Source organism: Bradyrhizobium sp. BLXBL-03 (assembly GCF_051853015.1).
GTDB classification, from domain to species: Bacteria; Pseudomonadota; Alphaproteobacteria; order Rhizobiales; family Xanthobacteraceae; genus Bradyrhizobium; species Bradyrhizobium manausense.
This window is the reverse complement of record NZ_CP182470.1, coordinates 2,000,254-2,015,779: the sequence shown is the minus strand read 5'-3', so window position 1 is coordinate 2,015,779 and position 15,526 is coordinate 2,000,254. Positions and strand designations below refer to the sequence as shown.

The following is a 15,526-nucleotide window of genomic DNA, read 5'->3' as shown; positions in this document are numbered from 1 at the left end:
CACGAGGCGACGATCGAACAACTCTCGCAGTTCCAGATGATCTGCCTGCGCGCTTGAGGTTCTGCTGCATGGTCCAGCGCCAATCGTTTCCTGCAAGAGTGTGGCAGGAGCTGTTTTGTCTTAGATCAAGGCAAGGCGAGCGGGATCGAGCAAAGCAGCGCGATCCGGCCGTAGCCAGGGACAGGATCGTGATAGGGCATGCAACGCTCTCGATTATCTCAAACGAGAGCAGCAGTCGCTGCGTCGCCGCTTAGCCGGCCAACAGGTAGATTGTTATTTGAATCGAGTGCACTATTCCTGCTGTTTGCTACGATCAGATGCAGTTTTCTAGCGCGCTGACGGGGCCCCTCGTCGCTTTGCAGCGAAGAAGTCTATTGTAGGACGGAGACGCATGAGCCGCGGCGTTTTGCGGGGAAGCTTGACCTTGGGGTGTGGATGTTGTCGAGGAGCTTCGTCGCGACTGCGGCACGTGGAGACGCGCCTAGAGCGATCAATGGTTGTTTAAGTGGCTCTAGAGTGACGGAAGAAATGGCGGACCAAAGGCAGATAGCGTGCAGCTGCGGAGCTATCTAACGCAATGAAATCAATCCACAAATTATATCAATTATCGAACAAGCCTTAGGTGCACCTTCTCCAGCGCTGCCACAAGTCCGGCGCGGCGCTCCTTCGTCAGCTTGTTAAGGTTTTCCTGCCGCTATTTAATCGCAGCAGGTCAGCCGCGCTCATCTTCAAACCAAGTTCCTAGTTTGAAAAACACACCCTTAAGACAAGCCGAACTAGACAAAATGCCGATATTGTAAACCACCAGAAGTGGGCATTCCAACGACGATCCGACGTTCGGAGTGGTTGCAGGAGCCGGATTTGAATTAGCGGACCGGCAAAAGCGCCCCGGGCACAGCCCAGATCAATCGAAGCGGTTCGTCCTATTTGTACGCCACAGCAACTCAGCAGCCGGGCCTGCGCACTTGATTTCTTTCTTGCTAGAGCAACCGTGCAGGCGCGTGAGCCGCTGATAAAGTGGGCATGCCTTCCGATCAACTGCGATTCCGTAGTTTCTCTCAAGCAGCTCCCGCAAGCGCTCGATGCGAGCGATCCGGAATGGATGGGCCGGGTTGGTCATCAGGGCAGGCCCGTCGAATCGAATGCGAAGAATCTAATTCCGTGCGACGAGCGGCGTTCATACGCCAGGCTGTCGGTCCTCTGCCGAATGCCAGTCCGCGCCGTGGAGGCGGATCATCTCGCGACGGGACCGCCCGATGAAGACGCGCTCAACGCAAAAGGCGGCGGTGACTGAAGCGGCCAGCGCAAGGCCGCAGGCAATATAGTCATTCATGAAATTCCAAAACATGTTGGTGCCGGCGACGCCGACAAAGGTAATTGCCATGACCGTATTGCGAAATGCCTTAACCATGTTGCTCCCCCAGCCGGTCGGCGGAAGTTTTAGCATTGCAACCATGACGTTTAGCAGCGTTTGATGGTTGTGATCCGCCGTCTTTCTGCTCGATCAGCTCGGTCCGGCCGCTGGTCAACTATCAGATCCCGGACGAGGTCGCCGCCTTCAAGGCAGACTCCAACCTCGAAGCGGCCAAAGAACAGTTGCACGGCCTGCCACTCGGCCGATTACATCGCCACACAGCCGCCAATGAAGGATAAAAAGGCCTTCTGGCAGGCCGTGGTCACCAAGATGATCAAGGTCTATGGCGTGCCGATCGACGATGCCGACGTCGGCAAGATCGTCGATTCTCTGGCCGCGACGTGAACTCCAGTGAGGCATCGTTTGAGGAGCCGTTGCCTGAATTGCACCAACTAGCCTCGACGCACGTGCTCGCGCGCGGAGCGAAGCATTGATCGTTCCGACCGAAGACCAGATCGCGACGGTGTTGGGACGGGCATCGGAATTGCCTGCGTCCTTTTGGGCCGCACCGCGGCATCATTCGGATCGAGGTGCTTGTGATTCAGCCGGAGGGCGAGTTTTTTTATGCCGACCACTACTTTCGAGCGGATTTCTGCCTCCTTGGACCTCACTATTTTAGTGCACCGCACGCTCGCTCGCGAGAACGACATCGCCAGCGTCGCCCAACAAATTGCGACGGCCCATGTTCGCCGAGCCGGTCTCATCGTTCTGGCTCCAGACCATCTGAAGATTGCCGAGAGCATCCGCCAAGCCCACATATCGGGCGAGGAAGTCGTACAGGTGCTGGACGCGCGCCACGATTGTGCAAGCGCGCCCTCACCAGCCCTTCGAGGGTTACCTTATGGGCACAAAGTAGACCCCTGTTGGGGCGAATAGACCGTCATGTGCTCCCGAATACTAGAAATCAGTCATCAAAAACGGTTACTTGCGCGGATTTGCCCGAGCCGCAACTAAGAGCTGAAGCAGATCATGCAGTATCCCCGGAGCGTGTGGAGCACCCGTATCCGGCAATGACTGCTCCAGGTACCTCGTCGTCCGTGAAGAGCGGCTAAGCGATTGAGCTGGGCTTGCATTGTTCGTTGTGGCCTGTTTTGGGATTGCAGGGTTTTGATGCTTCGGGCATCGGAACCCTGCAATTTCGTTTTGAGGATTCCATCGAATCGCCAGTCATGATTCCGTCCTCGCATCGGAGGTGGCGATGCGACCGAAGAAGCCCAAAGCGACGGGATCGGGTGATCTGTTCCGGGCCAGGCTGGACCAGATCATCAATATGAAGCACGAGCTGGTTCAGCTCGCCGGCAAGGTCGATTGGGACTGGATCGACGTGGAGATCGCGCCGCTCTACAGCGAGAACGGCCGGCCGGGCATCGCGACCCGCTTTGTGATCGGGCTGCTGCTGCTCAAGCACATTTACGGCCTGTCCGATGAGGGGGTCTGCGAGCGCTGGGTCCACGACCCGTATTTCCAGTACTTCACCGGCGAAGAGTTCTTTCAGCATGCGTTCCCGCACGAGCGCTCGGATTTGAGCCACTGGCGCAAGCGGCTCGGCGACAAGCTGGAGCTGCTGTTGGCCGAGAGCCTGCGGGTGGCGCACCAGGCCGGCGCGTTGCGCAGCCAGGATCTCAAGCGGGTCACGGTCGGTCGAGTCACCCCGGGGAATCTCACCCCGAGGTGCTCACGAAACCGGACGTGAATCTCCCGATTCATCCGGCTTCTATCTTCCAGCCGCAGGTCGAATGCCGACACGCCACAAATAAAGCAGGTTCGGATCGCGCTGCGCGAGCCGTCCCAACCAATATACTGAGGCGACTTTCCGGCCTTTCAACCGCTTGTATTTCCGCCTCGTCCAACGGGCGAGCGCGTCGTTTACGTGACGAAGGACGTTGACACATTCCGTCCGGTAAAACCGTCCGTAATAGTTCAGCCATCCTTGCACGACAGGATCAATCAGCTTGGCGAGTTCTTCAAGACTCCAGTGGTTTCGCGTCGAACCCAGTCGCCATGAGCGAATGGTTTGTCGGATTCCTTTGGCAGCCTTGTTGCTGATTGCCGGGAGGAAGTTGAGGAACTTCTCGCCCTTTCGATCGCGAGCGCTGCGCGGCTGGAAGGTGTAGCCAAGGAAGTCGAACGAGATGTGTTCGCATTCCTTTCTCCGTTTATTATCCTTGCAGTAGACGATCCGGGTTTTCTCCGGATGGAGCTCCAGACCGCATTCCGCAAGACGTTTTCGGATCGCCTCCATCACGGTTCGAGCCTCGCTTTCAGTTCTGCAATGGACTATCGCATCGTCAGCGTATCTTTCGAAACACAAACAAGGGAAGGTCCGCTGCATCCAGTGATCGAATGCATAGTGCAGAACCAAATTTGCGAGCAGCGGTGAAACCACTGAACCCTGAGGGGTTCCGCGTGTTCTCTCCACTAGGATTCCGTCTTCTTTCTCCACGGGAGCTTGCAGCCACCGCTTTACGTAGAGACGAATCCAGCTCAGTTCCGTGTGGTGGGCGACGGCCTTTTCGATCAGGTGCCAAGGAATCGAGTCGAAGAACGACTTGATATCAAGGTCGATAACCCAGTCGAATTTCCAGCAACGCTTTCGCGCTGTCCCCACTGCGTCAAGCGCCGAACGGCCGGGCCGATAGCCGTAGGAGTCGGGATGGAATATTCGTTCCATCGTCGGCTCCATAACCATCTTTGCAACCGTCTGAGCCACGCGGTCAGCTATAGAGGGTATTCCTAACGGACGCTTCCCTCCATTAGCCTTGGGAATTTCCACGAGACGGACGGGAGGCGGAAAGTATGTCCCCGACGACATTCGATTCCAGATCTTGTAGAGGTTTCTCTTCAAGTCCTTTTCGAATTCCTCGATGGAGACCCCGTCCACACCCGCTGACCCGCGGTTCGCTTTCACCTGTTTCCAAGCTTCCCAAACGAGATGTTTGGGGATCTGATACGACTTTGCCTCAGTCATCGGCTCCTCCCGTTTCCGGTTGGCCTGTGACTTTGGCTGGAAGATCGGGTCCCTTCGCTCCGCCCGTATTACCGGGCCTCATCACTATTACGAACCCGTCCGCCCCTGCGTCGCGCATTGGTACTCTGCCCTCGGCGGGTCCGCCGCCTTTGGGGTCTCCCTTGGCATCGCGACGCAGGTTCCCATGTTCCGCGCAAGAGCCTGCCATCGGGATCACGCCGCCTCTACACCGGTTGCCGCCCGGCCAATAGACAGGCTCTCGCCGCGCTTGATCCCAGGAGGTGGTATCGCCCCTGGTTTCGACAACACCTGAACTGTACTTTCGATGCATCATCGGCGGTTTACTTGCGTTCGTCTTCCCGTGGCTCACCTGACAGGCTGATTGCCCGCCTTTTCCAGCAACGCTCACCACCTCAGCCATTGAGCTAAAGCAGCTTGTGGCGGTTTGGACTCTGATCCTGCAATCCGAGTCCGAGGGGCCTGCCCTCATCTCTTGCGCAGCAAGTGCTCGGAAGATGGTCTACATACTCAACCTCCTTCTTCGCGCCGTCATGGCGCACATACCACCGTGCAGCCAAAGGCCATCACCTTCCCGACCGATGCCAAGCTGCTGCACGCGGCGATCAAGGGGCTCAACCGTCTGGCGAAGAGGCACGGGATCAGGCTGCGGCAATCCTATCTTCGCATTGCCAAGACCGCGGCGATGATGGCGGGGCGCTACGCCCATGCCAAGCAATTCAAGCGGCATCGGCGCCAGTTGCGCATCCTGCGCAGCCGGCTGGGCCGGATCATCCGCGATATCCGCCGCAAGATCGAAGGTCAGGCCGTGCTCGAGAACGCCTTCGCCCTCCCGCTCGGCCGGGCCTCGCAGATCCGCTCGCAGCAGCAGCGCCAGCGCGGCTGGAAGCTTTATTCCTTCCACGCCCCGGAGGTCGAGTGCATCGGCAAGGGCAAGGCCTCAGCTCCTTACGAGTTCGGTGTCAAAGCCTCCATCGTCACCAACAACCGCCGTGCTCCCGGCGGCCTGTTCGTGCTGCACGCCAGTGCGCTCCCCGATAATCCCTACGACGGTCACACCTTGCGCGACGTGATCGACCGCACCGAGACACTCACCGGCTGTCCGATCGAGCGGGCCTATGTCGACAAGGGATACCGCGGACACGACGCGCAAAATCCCCGACGCGTCTTCATCTCTGGCCAGAAGCGCGGCGTCTTCGGCGTCATCAAGCGCGAGTTGCGCCGCCGCTCCGCCATCGAACCCGTCATCGGACACCTGAAGACCGATGGTCACCTCGGCCGCTGCTACCTCAAGGGCCGCGCCGGCGATGCAGCCAACGTCATCCTCTCGGCCGTCGGTCACAACTTCCGCCGCATCCTCGCCTGGCTGAGGGCTCTTTGGTGCCTAATCCTGACCACCCTCATCGCGGCCGCCAGCGACTGCTCACCGCTCAAATCGGCTTCTTAACGGACGACTACCTCGCGGGATTTCGATCCCGACGAGGTGGCCCAGCGAACCTGCCAGCGCGCATTGGGCAGACTAGAGCCAACTCGTAAGTGCCCGCCACAGGCCTTTGATCGCATCCCAACGACGTCCCCAAAATCCTCGTTCGCTCCTGTAGCGATCGGCATGCGCCTGTTGCCGGACGCGTTGATCGCTGGTGCGGTTCGCAGCGATCTGAGCAGGAGTAAAGCCAAGCGCCCAATCTATGCGATTGCCCCTGATCCAGTAGTGAGATTGGCAGCCCGCGCTCCAATTGCCGATTGACGGATAGATACTTATGGACTCGCCCTGCGTCTCCAATCGCCACCGGCCTGGCTTGAGAGGAGTCACGATCTTGGTCCCGCATCCGCAACAGCAGTTATGCGCAGCCGTCGCGTACTTCTGGGAAATGTAGACGACTCCGTTTTCGAGGATTCTCGGTAGCCGGTCGACAAACTCGGGTCGGATGGAGTCGATCTTGTTCATACGATATCGCCCTTGGCGAGCAGGCTGTTTGCGATTGTATATGAAACAAAGCGCTCGTTGCCCAGATTGAAGTAAAAACTGCGAAGCTTCTTCCAGGCGATCACTGCGAGGCAAGCATTGAGTGCATTGAGGTCTGCGACCTGGATGTTCTTGTCGTATTCGTTATTGGCGTCGTCGGTAGCGAAAGGTATTCGCGCGCGAGCGCTTTCCCGAGCATCCGGCAGGCTCAGTACACTGCGGAGCATCCCGCCAATGGAATTGCGCTTGGCATACAGGCCCATGCCGACGTCGGCGAACGGTATCCCGAGCGCCTCAAGCTTGTCCACTATCGCGCGCTTGGCAGCTCCTCCTTCCATGCAGAGGAAGACAAAGGACATGCCATTCAGCTCGTCCACGTTCGTTGCATCAATATGGAAGGGATGCGGGACGATTCCGCGATGCATATGGGCATAGATCGATGCGAAATATTCTACCTTGAGAGGCTGCTCCCGCAATTCCTCAATTGCTGGCGCCCCAGGCGCGCGGAAAGCATTGTGCGTCAGGAAGCGGTCGGCATCAAAAATATGGATCTTTCTGACGGGCGTCTTGGCGACCATATCGAGCACGTAAGAGCCGGTCCCGCCAATCCCCACGATTGCTACCGCATCCTCCGCAAGCCTCGCAGTGATGGTGTTGATTTCCGCTCGCGCCGACGCCGTATCGAGATAATTGAAAGGTGAGTTGTCGTCTTCGGGCTCAATGACCCTGTGGGTTTTAGCTGTGACCAAGGGGTCAATGGCAGCGACGTGCTTGCCGAGAAGCGCGATGTAAGCCGTCATCTTCTCATAGTAATTCTCATAGTGCCCACAGGCCGGCTTTCGCGAGAAGGAATGCTGGGCGACAAACCCGCTCCCGAGATCGAACGGCCCGCTGGTATGCTGTAAGACAGTCAACGTGTTCCGCTGGCTATCGCAGGGATATTCGCCGATGAACTTGGCCGTATGATCCTGCGGTTGCGCAGTGATATCGCCCGCAAGATCGAGGTTTGACGCGAGCGCGCCAATCGCGATCTCGCGCTTGCTGTTGACGTAGGGTACGTCTTGAACAACCAGGTTGCCGGCGTTCGTTACCAGAACATTGTAGCCCTCTTTGCGCAGCCGCTGGAGATCAGGGCTACGATCGATTGGTATGATCGACATCGAAGATGGTACCGTGTTTCTTCACCGTGACAGACCCTCCCTGCGGGAGGTCGCCATGATGCGGGATGCTCTTGGCGTGTTCAAAGCTCACTGTGAATTCCGGGTCTGTGCCGGTCGGAAGAACTGGAAATGCGATCTTGACGAGTTCGTCGAATGTCAAAACGTCATGATCGACAACCACGGGATCGGTGTTGACGATGATGATGTAGTGCTTCTCGGGAGCGTCACCGCTATGGAAGTGCTCGTCTTCTGTAAGGTGGATCGTCGGGCTGTCGATCCGTACGAGTTGGCCTTCCTGGTCGCCCACGACCTCCTTGTAGAGCACCTTCCCTTCGGGGACCTGGCCGAGGTCATAAAGGTCGGCGCCGGTCGTTGGATTCGGCGAGTGCAGCGGCTTCTGATCGATGTGGATACGCACTTCGTGCTGGTGGTCCGACATACTCAGTCTCCCTTGAGGATCTTGGAGAGCGAAGTGCCCATACGCTCACGCAGCGTATCGAGCCTCATGTCGCTGCGAACGCCGGGCGCAAAGTCATCGCCATAAGTCTTGCGCAGCGTTCCAACCAAAGTATCGCCGCGCTTCTGGCGAATCTCGCCATCGCGGTCGCGGCAACGGTCATCAAGTCCGGTCTTGCAGTGCTTCGACATCAACATTCCCTTTCTCAGCTCGGCTGCTTATCCGCCGATCTGCTAATTAGCGTAACACAATGACGGAGGAGATACAACCCGGGACATTTCCGGCTTCGGCGCCTGTGGATTAGAAGTTGAAAAGTGAGGGACCGGAGCCTGTTGGGCCGAGAATTCCAAGCTTAATGAGCCGGATACGGGCGGCGTCGGCGGAAACTTCGAACCCATCCTTCACAATCTCGATCAGATCCTGTCCGTGCGGATCGCGCTCGCCGACAACACCGAACAGTCCCTGTCGCTCCATATACGATCTGATGAGTTGCCGAAGCGCCGATGCCGGCATCAGGAACGCACCGCACGCATATCCTGCCTGCCACTCCATCCAGTCGGTCTGCACGGCATCGAGCATGGTGTCGCGGTAGCAGATTTGCATGTTGGCGGTAGGTTTGCGCCTTAGCAGATCGGCGCTGGGAGGCTCCATATCCCAGAGAATGGCATGAAACCGGACATGCCCATACTCATGGGCCAAGGTCGTACGAAGGCGATTTTGCCGACGCTCGTCCTCAGCCAAACGAGCCGAGATTTTGACTTGCGGCTTACGGCCGGGCTGAAAGAGGGTCAGACCCTCGACATTCGGACCATAGGCCGAAAGATCAGCGAACTGATCGAGGGACTCTGTATCGCGCTCGATCAGCACCGTTAGCTCGTCTGTGGAAACAGGATACTTGGCTTCGCCGCGGCGCTCCCTCAGAAAGCCGGCAACGATGCTTTCGCACTCCCTATCAAGCTCCTGCGGCTTGAAGTGCGGGCGCTGGGAAAACCTGCCAGTCTTGTCGGGAACGTATCGCACCCTATCGCCGAGTCCTTCCCTTCGGCGGCCCACCTCTGAAAGCAAGCATCGCGTCAGTGACTTCTTTCTCCGTCAGATTCTTTACTCGAACGTCTTCCGGAAAACGTCCGGCCAAATAGTAGAGCCAATCACGATTAATACCGAGGATGTCAGCAAATTGCTGCACCATGCGATCAGAAGAGGGGCTGCGGCGATCATGTTCGATGTCATTCAGATATTGCGGCGAGATCGGCTCCTCGTCTTCGCGCAAAATCCGCGATGCCAGATCCTTTAGGCTCCAGCTCTTTGCCTTTCGGGCCTCGGCGATGGCCCCGCCGAAAGTCTTCTCAGTCGCCATAACACCCCTTGCGACGCGCTTTGAAACGCTAATACGCGGATTAGCGTAGTCTTATCCCGGATTCTCGTCAATTCTCTTATGTTCTGGCTCACGTGTTGGCTGACTGCCGTGGAGTGATTGAAACTATTTGGTAATCCGAGCCGGAATTGGCCTGACCCATTGCCAAACAATGGTTTTCCTTGAGAGCCTTCGGGAAGGCCTTGTATAGCATGAAAAAGCCCGCCAGAGGCTTGCTAATTGATTGATATAACTTAGAAAAATTTTGTTGTGGGATAGGATTTAACCCGTGACCTTCAAGTTATGAGGCCGAAGATCGGAAGCGAAAAGAGTTCCCGGGCGCGTCCCAGACCAATCGAAGCGGTTCGTCCTATTTGTACGCCACAGCGACCCAGCAGCCATATCTGCGCACTTGATTTCTTTATTGCTAGAGCAGCCTGCGATCTTATCGCCTCAGACCAATCGTGGTTCGAGACTGAGGCATGAGCGGCAGGGACGAGAAGGCTCCGATCGAGGCGTTAGGGTCGCCAAGTAGCCGGAAAATGCCACACGCCACGAAGCGCCATCGCAAGAACCGTGGCATGCCGCCACCCGCGACATTCGATATCGATACGCTACCGGGCAGCTCTAATTTGACGGCATTAGAGGCTGCCGCGGTCATCCGGCGCACGCCTGGAGCGCTGGAGCAGTGGCGGCGCGATCCGAATCACCCGCTGAAATGGCGCTACGTCGACGGCCGCCCGCTCTATCGTGTCGATGCGGTGCGAGACTATCTGGCCGGATACGATAAGGCAACTAAGCGCCCTCAGCCGCATAGTGCTCGCGGAGACGGCCGAGCAGCTCAGCCTTGATGGGGTCGAGCGGATTCGTCCGCTGCAGGCGCACAACCTTGCCGACCCGTGTCGCACCGAGCAACTCGGCGATGTAGTCATGAGCCGCTTCGAACGCCATCTTACGGATGATCCACTGTTCGTCGTGATTGTAGACCTGATCGATACCGCTCGGCTTTTGCCCGACACACAGCCGCTGGATTTCGTTGTCGTAGCCGCAGCGCGACATGATCGTGCGCAAGCTGCGCCTCAGGTCATGCATGGTGAACTTGTCAACACCCGCTTCCTTGACCAAACGGCTGACCATTTTGGTGAAGCCCGACATCTGGCCACCGGTCTTCGGTGACGGGAAGACATAGTCGGAAGTCGCGCGTTGAAAATGTTTCGCGGCTGCGAGCACCTCGTCGACGAGGTGAGTACGCGGCACGTCATGGTGCAGACCCATCTTGGTCCATGCCGCATCGAAGGTAATGCGGTCATCCATGATGTCCTTTTGCCACCTGATCATGGTTGGCTCGCTACGGCGCGGGCCACCTAGCAGGCACATGCGCGTCAATAGTCCCAAAGCCCCCAGCTTGCCGGATGCATGCCAGACCTTGATGATCTCCTCATCCGCCAGCGCGCGGCCCTTCGTTCGGCGCCCGCCCCTTTGCGCACGAGTTTCCTTGGGAGCGCGATAGCCGGCGAGCACGTTGTGATCGACGTAGCCTTCGCCGACGCACCACTCGAGGAAGGTATGCGTGTGCTTGCGGAGGTCTTTGGCTGCTCCGCGCTTACCAGTCTTGGCGACCTTGTCGACCGCCGCCATGATTTGCCGTCGCGTCAGCTCGGCGATGGCGAGATCGAAGTGATCCTTAAGACCGCGTCGCAGCGCCGACATTGCTGGTTTCCAGTTGACGACCTGACGTCCGGTCAGGGACTTTTCGTAGGGGCCATCTTCGATGATCAATGTTGCCAGCGTGGTGCACTGCGTCTCGGCCAGCTGTTGCCGCTTTGCCCCGCGCTTGGCGTCGTTCGGATCCACGCCCTTGAAGACCTCGCCCGCGGCGATGGTGGCGGCCTTGCGCGCTGCCTTCTCATTATATTTGGGCCACGCGCCGAGCGTCTTGCGCTGGGTCCCCCTCACCCCCGGCTTGGTGAAAAGGTAGACCCAGGTCCGGCCGCCGGTGGCGCGCATACGCAGGGCGAGGCCGGGCAGTTTGTCGTCATGGAGATAATACTGCGCCTTGCCCGGCGGCAGCGTGGCGTTGCGGATCACCGCATCTGTGAGTGTCAGCTGGTTGGTCGGCTCCGGCATGATCCCTGCGCTCCCTGTCGCGGTGTGCCCCCGCAGCCGCCCGGATCATCCGAGCGAAGGGAAAGTGATCATTGACTTTCCTTCGCTTTTCCGCCTCGGGGCACACCAATGTGGAAGGACGGCCCCTTGAAGAACAGAGCGAGCACAGACCTTCCCCGATCTGTGTGCCCCAAGGGAAGATTCCGCGGGGGCACAGCGGGGGCACACAAAATGTAGTTAGGTCAGCCATGGCCTGCTATGGCCACAAATGGCAAAAACACCTGCACTGCAAGCGCTTGTTCACTTTTTACTATGTCTGACTCACATTGGCTAGGGACTATGGATTGTGGTTCACACGGGAGAGGTCCAAGGTTCGATCCCTTGTGCGCCCACCATTTCAATGACTTAATAAAAAAATTCCCTCTGATATGCCCCAAAACTGAAGTCGTTGGGAACGACCAAAATCGTAGGTTTGGTGCCCAAGGAGGAATCACCGACGCGGTGGACTCGTATGGTCACATGAGTGCTGCTAGTGCGACGGCAGGATTCGCTAAATCGCAAAGTTCACTATCGCGGGAGCTCTGTTGCTATTGGCATTCGCGCCCAACGAAGGTCCAGTTTGTTGGCGTCTGGGATACTGTTGGATCGCTCGGACTTCCACCAACATCCCATGAGCTTCCGGAGGCACCGGAGCGTCCTTGCAGGAGGGAGAATCCGGGGCGGAGTTTTCAACCTTCTAAATCCCCGATGTCGTGTCCTATCGACTCACGTCAGCTGCCATATATATTCCGGCTAAGCATTTCCGAATTAAGGGCTGCACTGACAGTGAGGGCGAGAGAACGAGTGTACCTGGGCACGCATGGGAGGACGCATCTAGAACAATCTAATCGCGCTGCATCCGGCGTTGCCGAGGCAGTTCATGGCTGAATCGAATTCCGCCCCGCAAAGGCCAGATGAGCTCTCTCCTTCTAGTGGCGGACGGTCGCTCGAAGGCTATTTCTATCAGCTCGACGTCTCAATACTCACAGCCCTCGATCTCGTTCTTGCCAAGAAAGTGGCCTTCGAGATCGTGCTGGAGCCGGCGACCGAGGAAGACCTTGAAGCCGACATCGAACAGGAGCCAGGCGCGCTGTCGGAAAATGTTGCGCTCGATGGCTACCGCTTGGTTCTACAGTGCAAGCTTCGGAATACCGGGCCCTGGAAGCATGAGGACCTAAGCCGCCTTCTCGCCCATGGTAAAAGACGCAAGTCTGCTCGCGACCGGCTGGCCGACCCCAGCATCCGCTATCTCCTGGTCACCAGCGCTGACCTCGACGGTGTCGCCCGTCAGCTCAAGGTGGAAACAGTTGGCGTGTGGCCGCCTCCCAGCGATTTACCTCCCGACATGGCGAGAAGCCTACCCGCTGATGCTGGCGGTCGAATCGCTATTCTTGCTGCGATGGATCAGGAAAAGATCAATGCGCGTACCGAACGATTGCTGAGCCAGCGCTTTCGCGTACCCCATTCAAATCTTCAAAGCTGCCGGGACGCTCTGCGCAATGAAGCTCTTTTGCGCATGCGTGGCGCTGCTGAAGGGGTATGGACGCGTCTTGACGTTGAACGCCGGATTACAGCCGCGGGAGGCTATGTTGGGGAATCGGCCGACCTGGAAGGCTTCGTTCCTCCGAACAACTGGGACGAGTTCAAAGCTGCGATCGAGACCAAGCACGCTGTCGTCATCAAAGGGGCGTCCGGAACGGGAAAGACGCGCACAGCCAAAGCACTGGTCGCTCACTTGCGGGATCAGATACCCGGCATCAAACATGTCATAGTCCAGGGTGGTCCTGGGAAGATCGTTGATGAATCACCTTCTCGCCCCGTGGTCTACGAGATCGAAGACCCATGGGGCCGCTTTCGGCTGGAGCCAACCTCGGTGCCTTGGAACGGTGCGATGGCCGAGATACTCCAGTCCGCCGGTCCCGGCAGGAAATTCGTGATCACCAGCCGATCCGACGTGCTGCATGAAAGCAAGCTGCGCTTAAAGGACAAGTGGGTCGTCACGCTGGAAGACGAAAACTACGGCCCGGACGAGCGAGCGAGGCTTTTTGAGAACCGGCTACCCAGCCTTCCACCGGCTCTTCAACCCATCGTCCTAAACTCCCGAAATGACGCAATCGAGCGGCTCGCGACGCCACTTGAGATGCACCGGTACTTTGCCGTTCTCTCCGACGGGCTTGAGAAGGACGAAAACAACGGCCAATACATTGCGCGTTGCCTGTCCGATGCCCATCATACATCGATAAAGCCGCGCTTATTCATAATGTTCGGCAGCAAGAGAAATGGGCGTGGGCGGCCATTACGTGGGGCCTTTTCAAATCGGGCGCGCGCCAGACATTCAACGTCCTGCCATCCATTCAGGCAGGTCTGACAAAACGCTCGAGTGATCTCGAAGACGGCCTCGAGCCCTACCTGAATTTCCTGATCGCCGGCCGCAATCTGCGGCAATCAGAGGCTACGCTGACCTATCAGCATCCCCGGGTCGAATTAGGCCTCGAAGAGGCCCTCAAGGACAAGCCAGGCCTCTCGGCTCGAGTCCTGGCCTATCTCATAGAAGTGCTGATCGACCTCGATAAAAGCACGGATACGGATTGGGGAACGGAAGGCGCGGCGCGGCTGGTTTACGCTGTGCGAGAGCGTTCGATCGTTCAACTTGAGCTTTCTTCCGAGCGGCAGTCACAACTCGATGTCTGGATCAGTGCCCGATTGGCAGCGACGGGGCCTGATTTCAGGGAGGATCTGAAGCTTGCGGCCACGGTGGGCTCTGCGGCGTCGATTCCCGCTGAGGTTTCCAGATGGCTTACACATCAAAAGAAGGACGACGAAAGCTGGTGGTTCTTCGGTAAGTGGACTGCGCCGGATCGGTCGCCTGATTGGTTCAAAGCGGTGACGGCCGACCATAGGACGCGAGCGATTTGCGTCGCGTTCATCACGCGCGAACTGCCTCGCCACAATCCTTCTTACCCCACGCAATTTGCCGATCAAGTAGCGGAATTGTGCGGCGATCTCACGCCAGCCTTCATGGGTGCAGCGCTTTCGATTGTTCAAGACGGGTACAATCCGAACGCCGGCTTGATTGCTGCGGGCGCGTTTAGAGATGCCGATGGTTTTGAGGAGATTGTACGGCAGGCAGTTTCATATCGGGACGAACTCGCCGGAAAGCCGGACGAGGATTTCATCCTCAGGCTCGCGAACGGCGAGTACGACGGCGATTATGGTGACCATTACTACGAGAGTATCTCCGAAGATGGTCAGACGGCATATGAGTTCCTTGAATACTACGTTTCAGTGAGACGGGAGAAGGATGGTTGGAGCGCTATTCGCGATCACGCGCACGCTTTAGACTTGTTGTATTTTTGGATTCGGACTGCCGAGCGCGCAACTAACGTCACGATTGAAGAGTGGCGCGCCATTGCGGCAGCCGCCGTGGACAGGCCGGAGGAGCGTGACTTCTGGCAGGCTATGCGGAAATCGATCCCACAGGAGTTTCTTAGCGCCCTTAGGGAGCGGATGGTTGCGGGGAGTGCAATTCGAGAGGTGAGGCTTGAGGCGGTGGAAACGGCGCTTTCTGCCGCTCCGGCCGAGTTCTTTTCGGCGATCGAACGGGTGGTTACGGCCAGCCGCGCGCGGCGGGCGCTTGAACTGGCGCTCGAGTTTACCGCTGTGAGGGATGCGAACGCCAAGGATAACCGGGTCGACTTCGAAACGCTCCGACTCCAGTTTCTTGCAGCCTTGCCTGGCGAATTAGCGGAGGCGGCTAACGCCGTGTTCACATCCAGCTTCGAGGGGCTGAGTAAAGACGCGCTACTCCTACTGGAGCGGCTGGACGCTCAAGGGAGCGCCGAGATCAAGTCCGTACAGGCGGAGGCGCTCAGCAGGGCAGGTCTCGGCGTAGATCGGCTGCTGCATGAGATCTTCGGCTTACCCGAGAACGACGATAAGACTATCTCGATTGTAGCGGGCGCGGTCTCTATTGCAGCCCGATGCCAGATGTGGCCACTGGTTGAAGCTGCCTTGAGCCATCGATTTGCCGACGTGCGTGAAGCG

11 protein-coding genes and 3 pseudogenes are annotated in these 15,526 nt (G+C 58.0%); 4 read left to right on the top strand and 10 right to left on the bottom strand.

Annotated features, from left to right (window positions below):
* Positions 1-1,177: 1,177 nt before the first annotated feature.
* Positions 1,178-1,411, bottom strand: a complete 234-nt coding sequence (locus ACNJX9_RS09600) for a hypothetical protein (protein WP_439408574.1) — start codon at positions 1,409-1,411, stop codon at positions 1,178-1,180.
* Between the two features lie 92 nt (positions 1,412-1,503).
* Between ACNJX9_RS09600 and sorB the strand changes: the two are divergent.
* Positions 1,504-1,759, top strand: a pseudogene (gene sorB, locus ACNJX9_RS09595) (SorB family sulfite dehydrogenase c-type cytochrome subunit).
* A 270-nt stretch (positions 1,760-2,029) separates the two neighbouring features.
* Here sorB and ACNJX9_RS09590 read toward each other — a convergent pair.
* Positions 2,030-2,212 (bottom strand): hypothetical protein, encoded by a 183-nt coding sequence (locus tag ACNJX9_RS09590; protein ID WP_439408573.1) that lies wholly within the window; start codon positions 2,210-2,212, stop codon positions 2,030-2,032.
* A 400-nt stretch (positions 2,213-2,612) separates the two neighbouring features.
* Here ACNJX9_RS09590 and ACNJX9_RS09585 point away from each other — a divergent pair.
* A pseudogene (locus tag ACNJX9_RS09585) lies at positions 2,613-3,053 on the top strand (transposase); the annotation flags it as partial.
* Positions 3,054-3,128: 75 nt separating this feature from the next.
* Here ACNJX9_RS09585 and ltrA read toward each other — a convergent pair.
* Entirely contained in the window at positions 3,129-4,382 is a 1,254-nt protein-coding gene (gene ltrA, locus ACNJX9_RS09580) for a group II intron reverse transcriptase/maturase (protein ID WP_439408572.1), read from the bottom strand.
* A 556-nt stretch (positions 4,383-4,938) separates the two neighbouring features.
* Between ltrA and ACNJX9_RS09575 the strand changes: the two are divergent.
* A pseudogene (locus ACNJX9_RS09575) lies at positions 4,939-5,847 on the top strand (IS5 family transposase); the annotation flags it as partial.
* A 72-nt stretch (positions 5,848-5,919) separates the two neighbouring features.
* On the opposite strand, the gene ACNJX9_RS09570 reads toward ACNJX9_RS09575, so the two are convergent.
* The 7 genes from ACNJX9_RS09570 to ACNJX9_RS09540 all read right to left on the bottom strand — a co-directional run bounded on the left by ACNJX9_RS09570 (position 5,920) and on the right by ACNJX9_RS09540 (position 11,464).
* A complete protein-coding gene (locus ACNJX9_RS09570) occupies positions 5,920-6,348 on the bottom strand; it encodes a DUF6527 family protein (RefSeq protein WP_083514073.1) in 429 nt (142 codons plus the stop codon).
* A complete protein-coding gene (locus ACNJX9_RS09565; RefSeq protein ID WP_439408571.1) occupies positions 6,345-7,526 on the bottom strand; it encodes a ThiF family adenylyltransferase in 1,182 nt (393 codons plus the stop codon). Before ACNJX9_RS09565 ends, ACNJX9_RS09570 begins: the two co-directional genes overlap by 4 nt.
* Positions 7,501-7,965, bottom strand: coding sequence for a multiubiquitin domain-containing protein (locus tag ACNJX9_RS09560; RefSeq protein ID WP_057744745.1), 465 nt, complete (start codon positions 7,963-7,965; stop codon positions 7,501-7,503). Before ACNJX9_RS09560 ends, ACNJX9_RS09565 begins: the two co-directional genes overlap by 26 nt.
* A 2-nt stretch (positions 7,966-7,967) precedes the next feature.
* A complete protein-coding gene (locus ACNJX9_RS09555; protein ID WP_245316817.1) occupies positions 7,968-8,180 on the bottom strand; it encodes a hypothetical protein in 213 nt (70 codons plus the stop codon).
* Between the two features lie 103 nt (positions 8,181-8,283).
* A complete protein-coding gene (locus ACNJX9_RS09550; protein WP_057744817.1) occupies positions 8,284-9,003 on the bottom strand; it encodes an ImmA/IrrE family metallo-endopeptidase in 720 nt (239 codons plus the stop codon).
* Between the two features lies 1 nt (position 9,004).
* Positions 9,005-9,340 (bottom strand): helix-turn-helix domain-containing protein, encoded by a 336-nt coding sequence (locus ACNJX9_RS09545; protein WP_057744742.1) that lies wholly within the window; start codon positions 9,338-9,340, stop codon positions 9,005-9,007.
* Positions 9,341-10,132: 792 nt separating this feature from the next.
* Positions 10,133-11,464, bottom strand: coding sequence for a tyrosine-type recombinase/integrase (locus ACNJX9_RS09540; protein ID WP_439408570.1), 1,332 nt, complete (start codon positions 11,462-11,464; stop codon positions 10,133-10,135).
* 898 nt (positions 11,465-12,362) lie between these two features.
* On the opposite strand from ACNJX9_RS09540, the gene ACNJX9_RS09535 reads away from it, so the two are divergent.
* Positions 12,363-13,850, top strand: coding sequence for a hypothetical protein (locus tag ACNJX9_RS09535; protein WP_439408569.1), 1,488 nt, complete (start codon positions 12,363-12,365; stop codon positions 13,848-13,850).
* Positions 13,851-15,526: the final 1,676 nt, after the last annotated feature.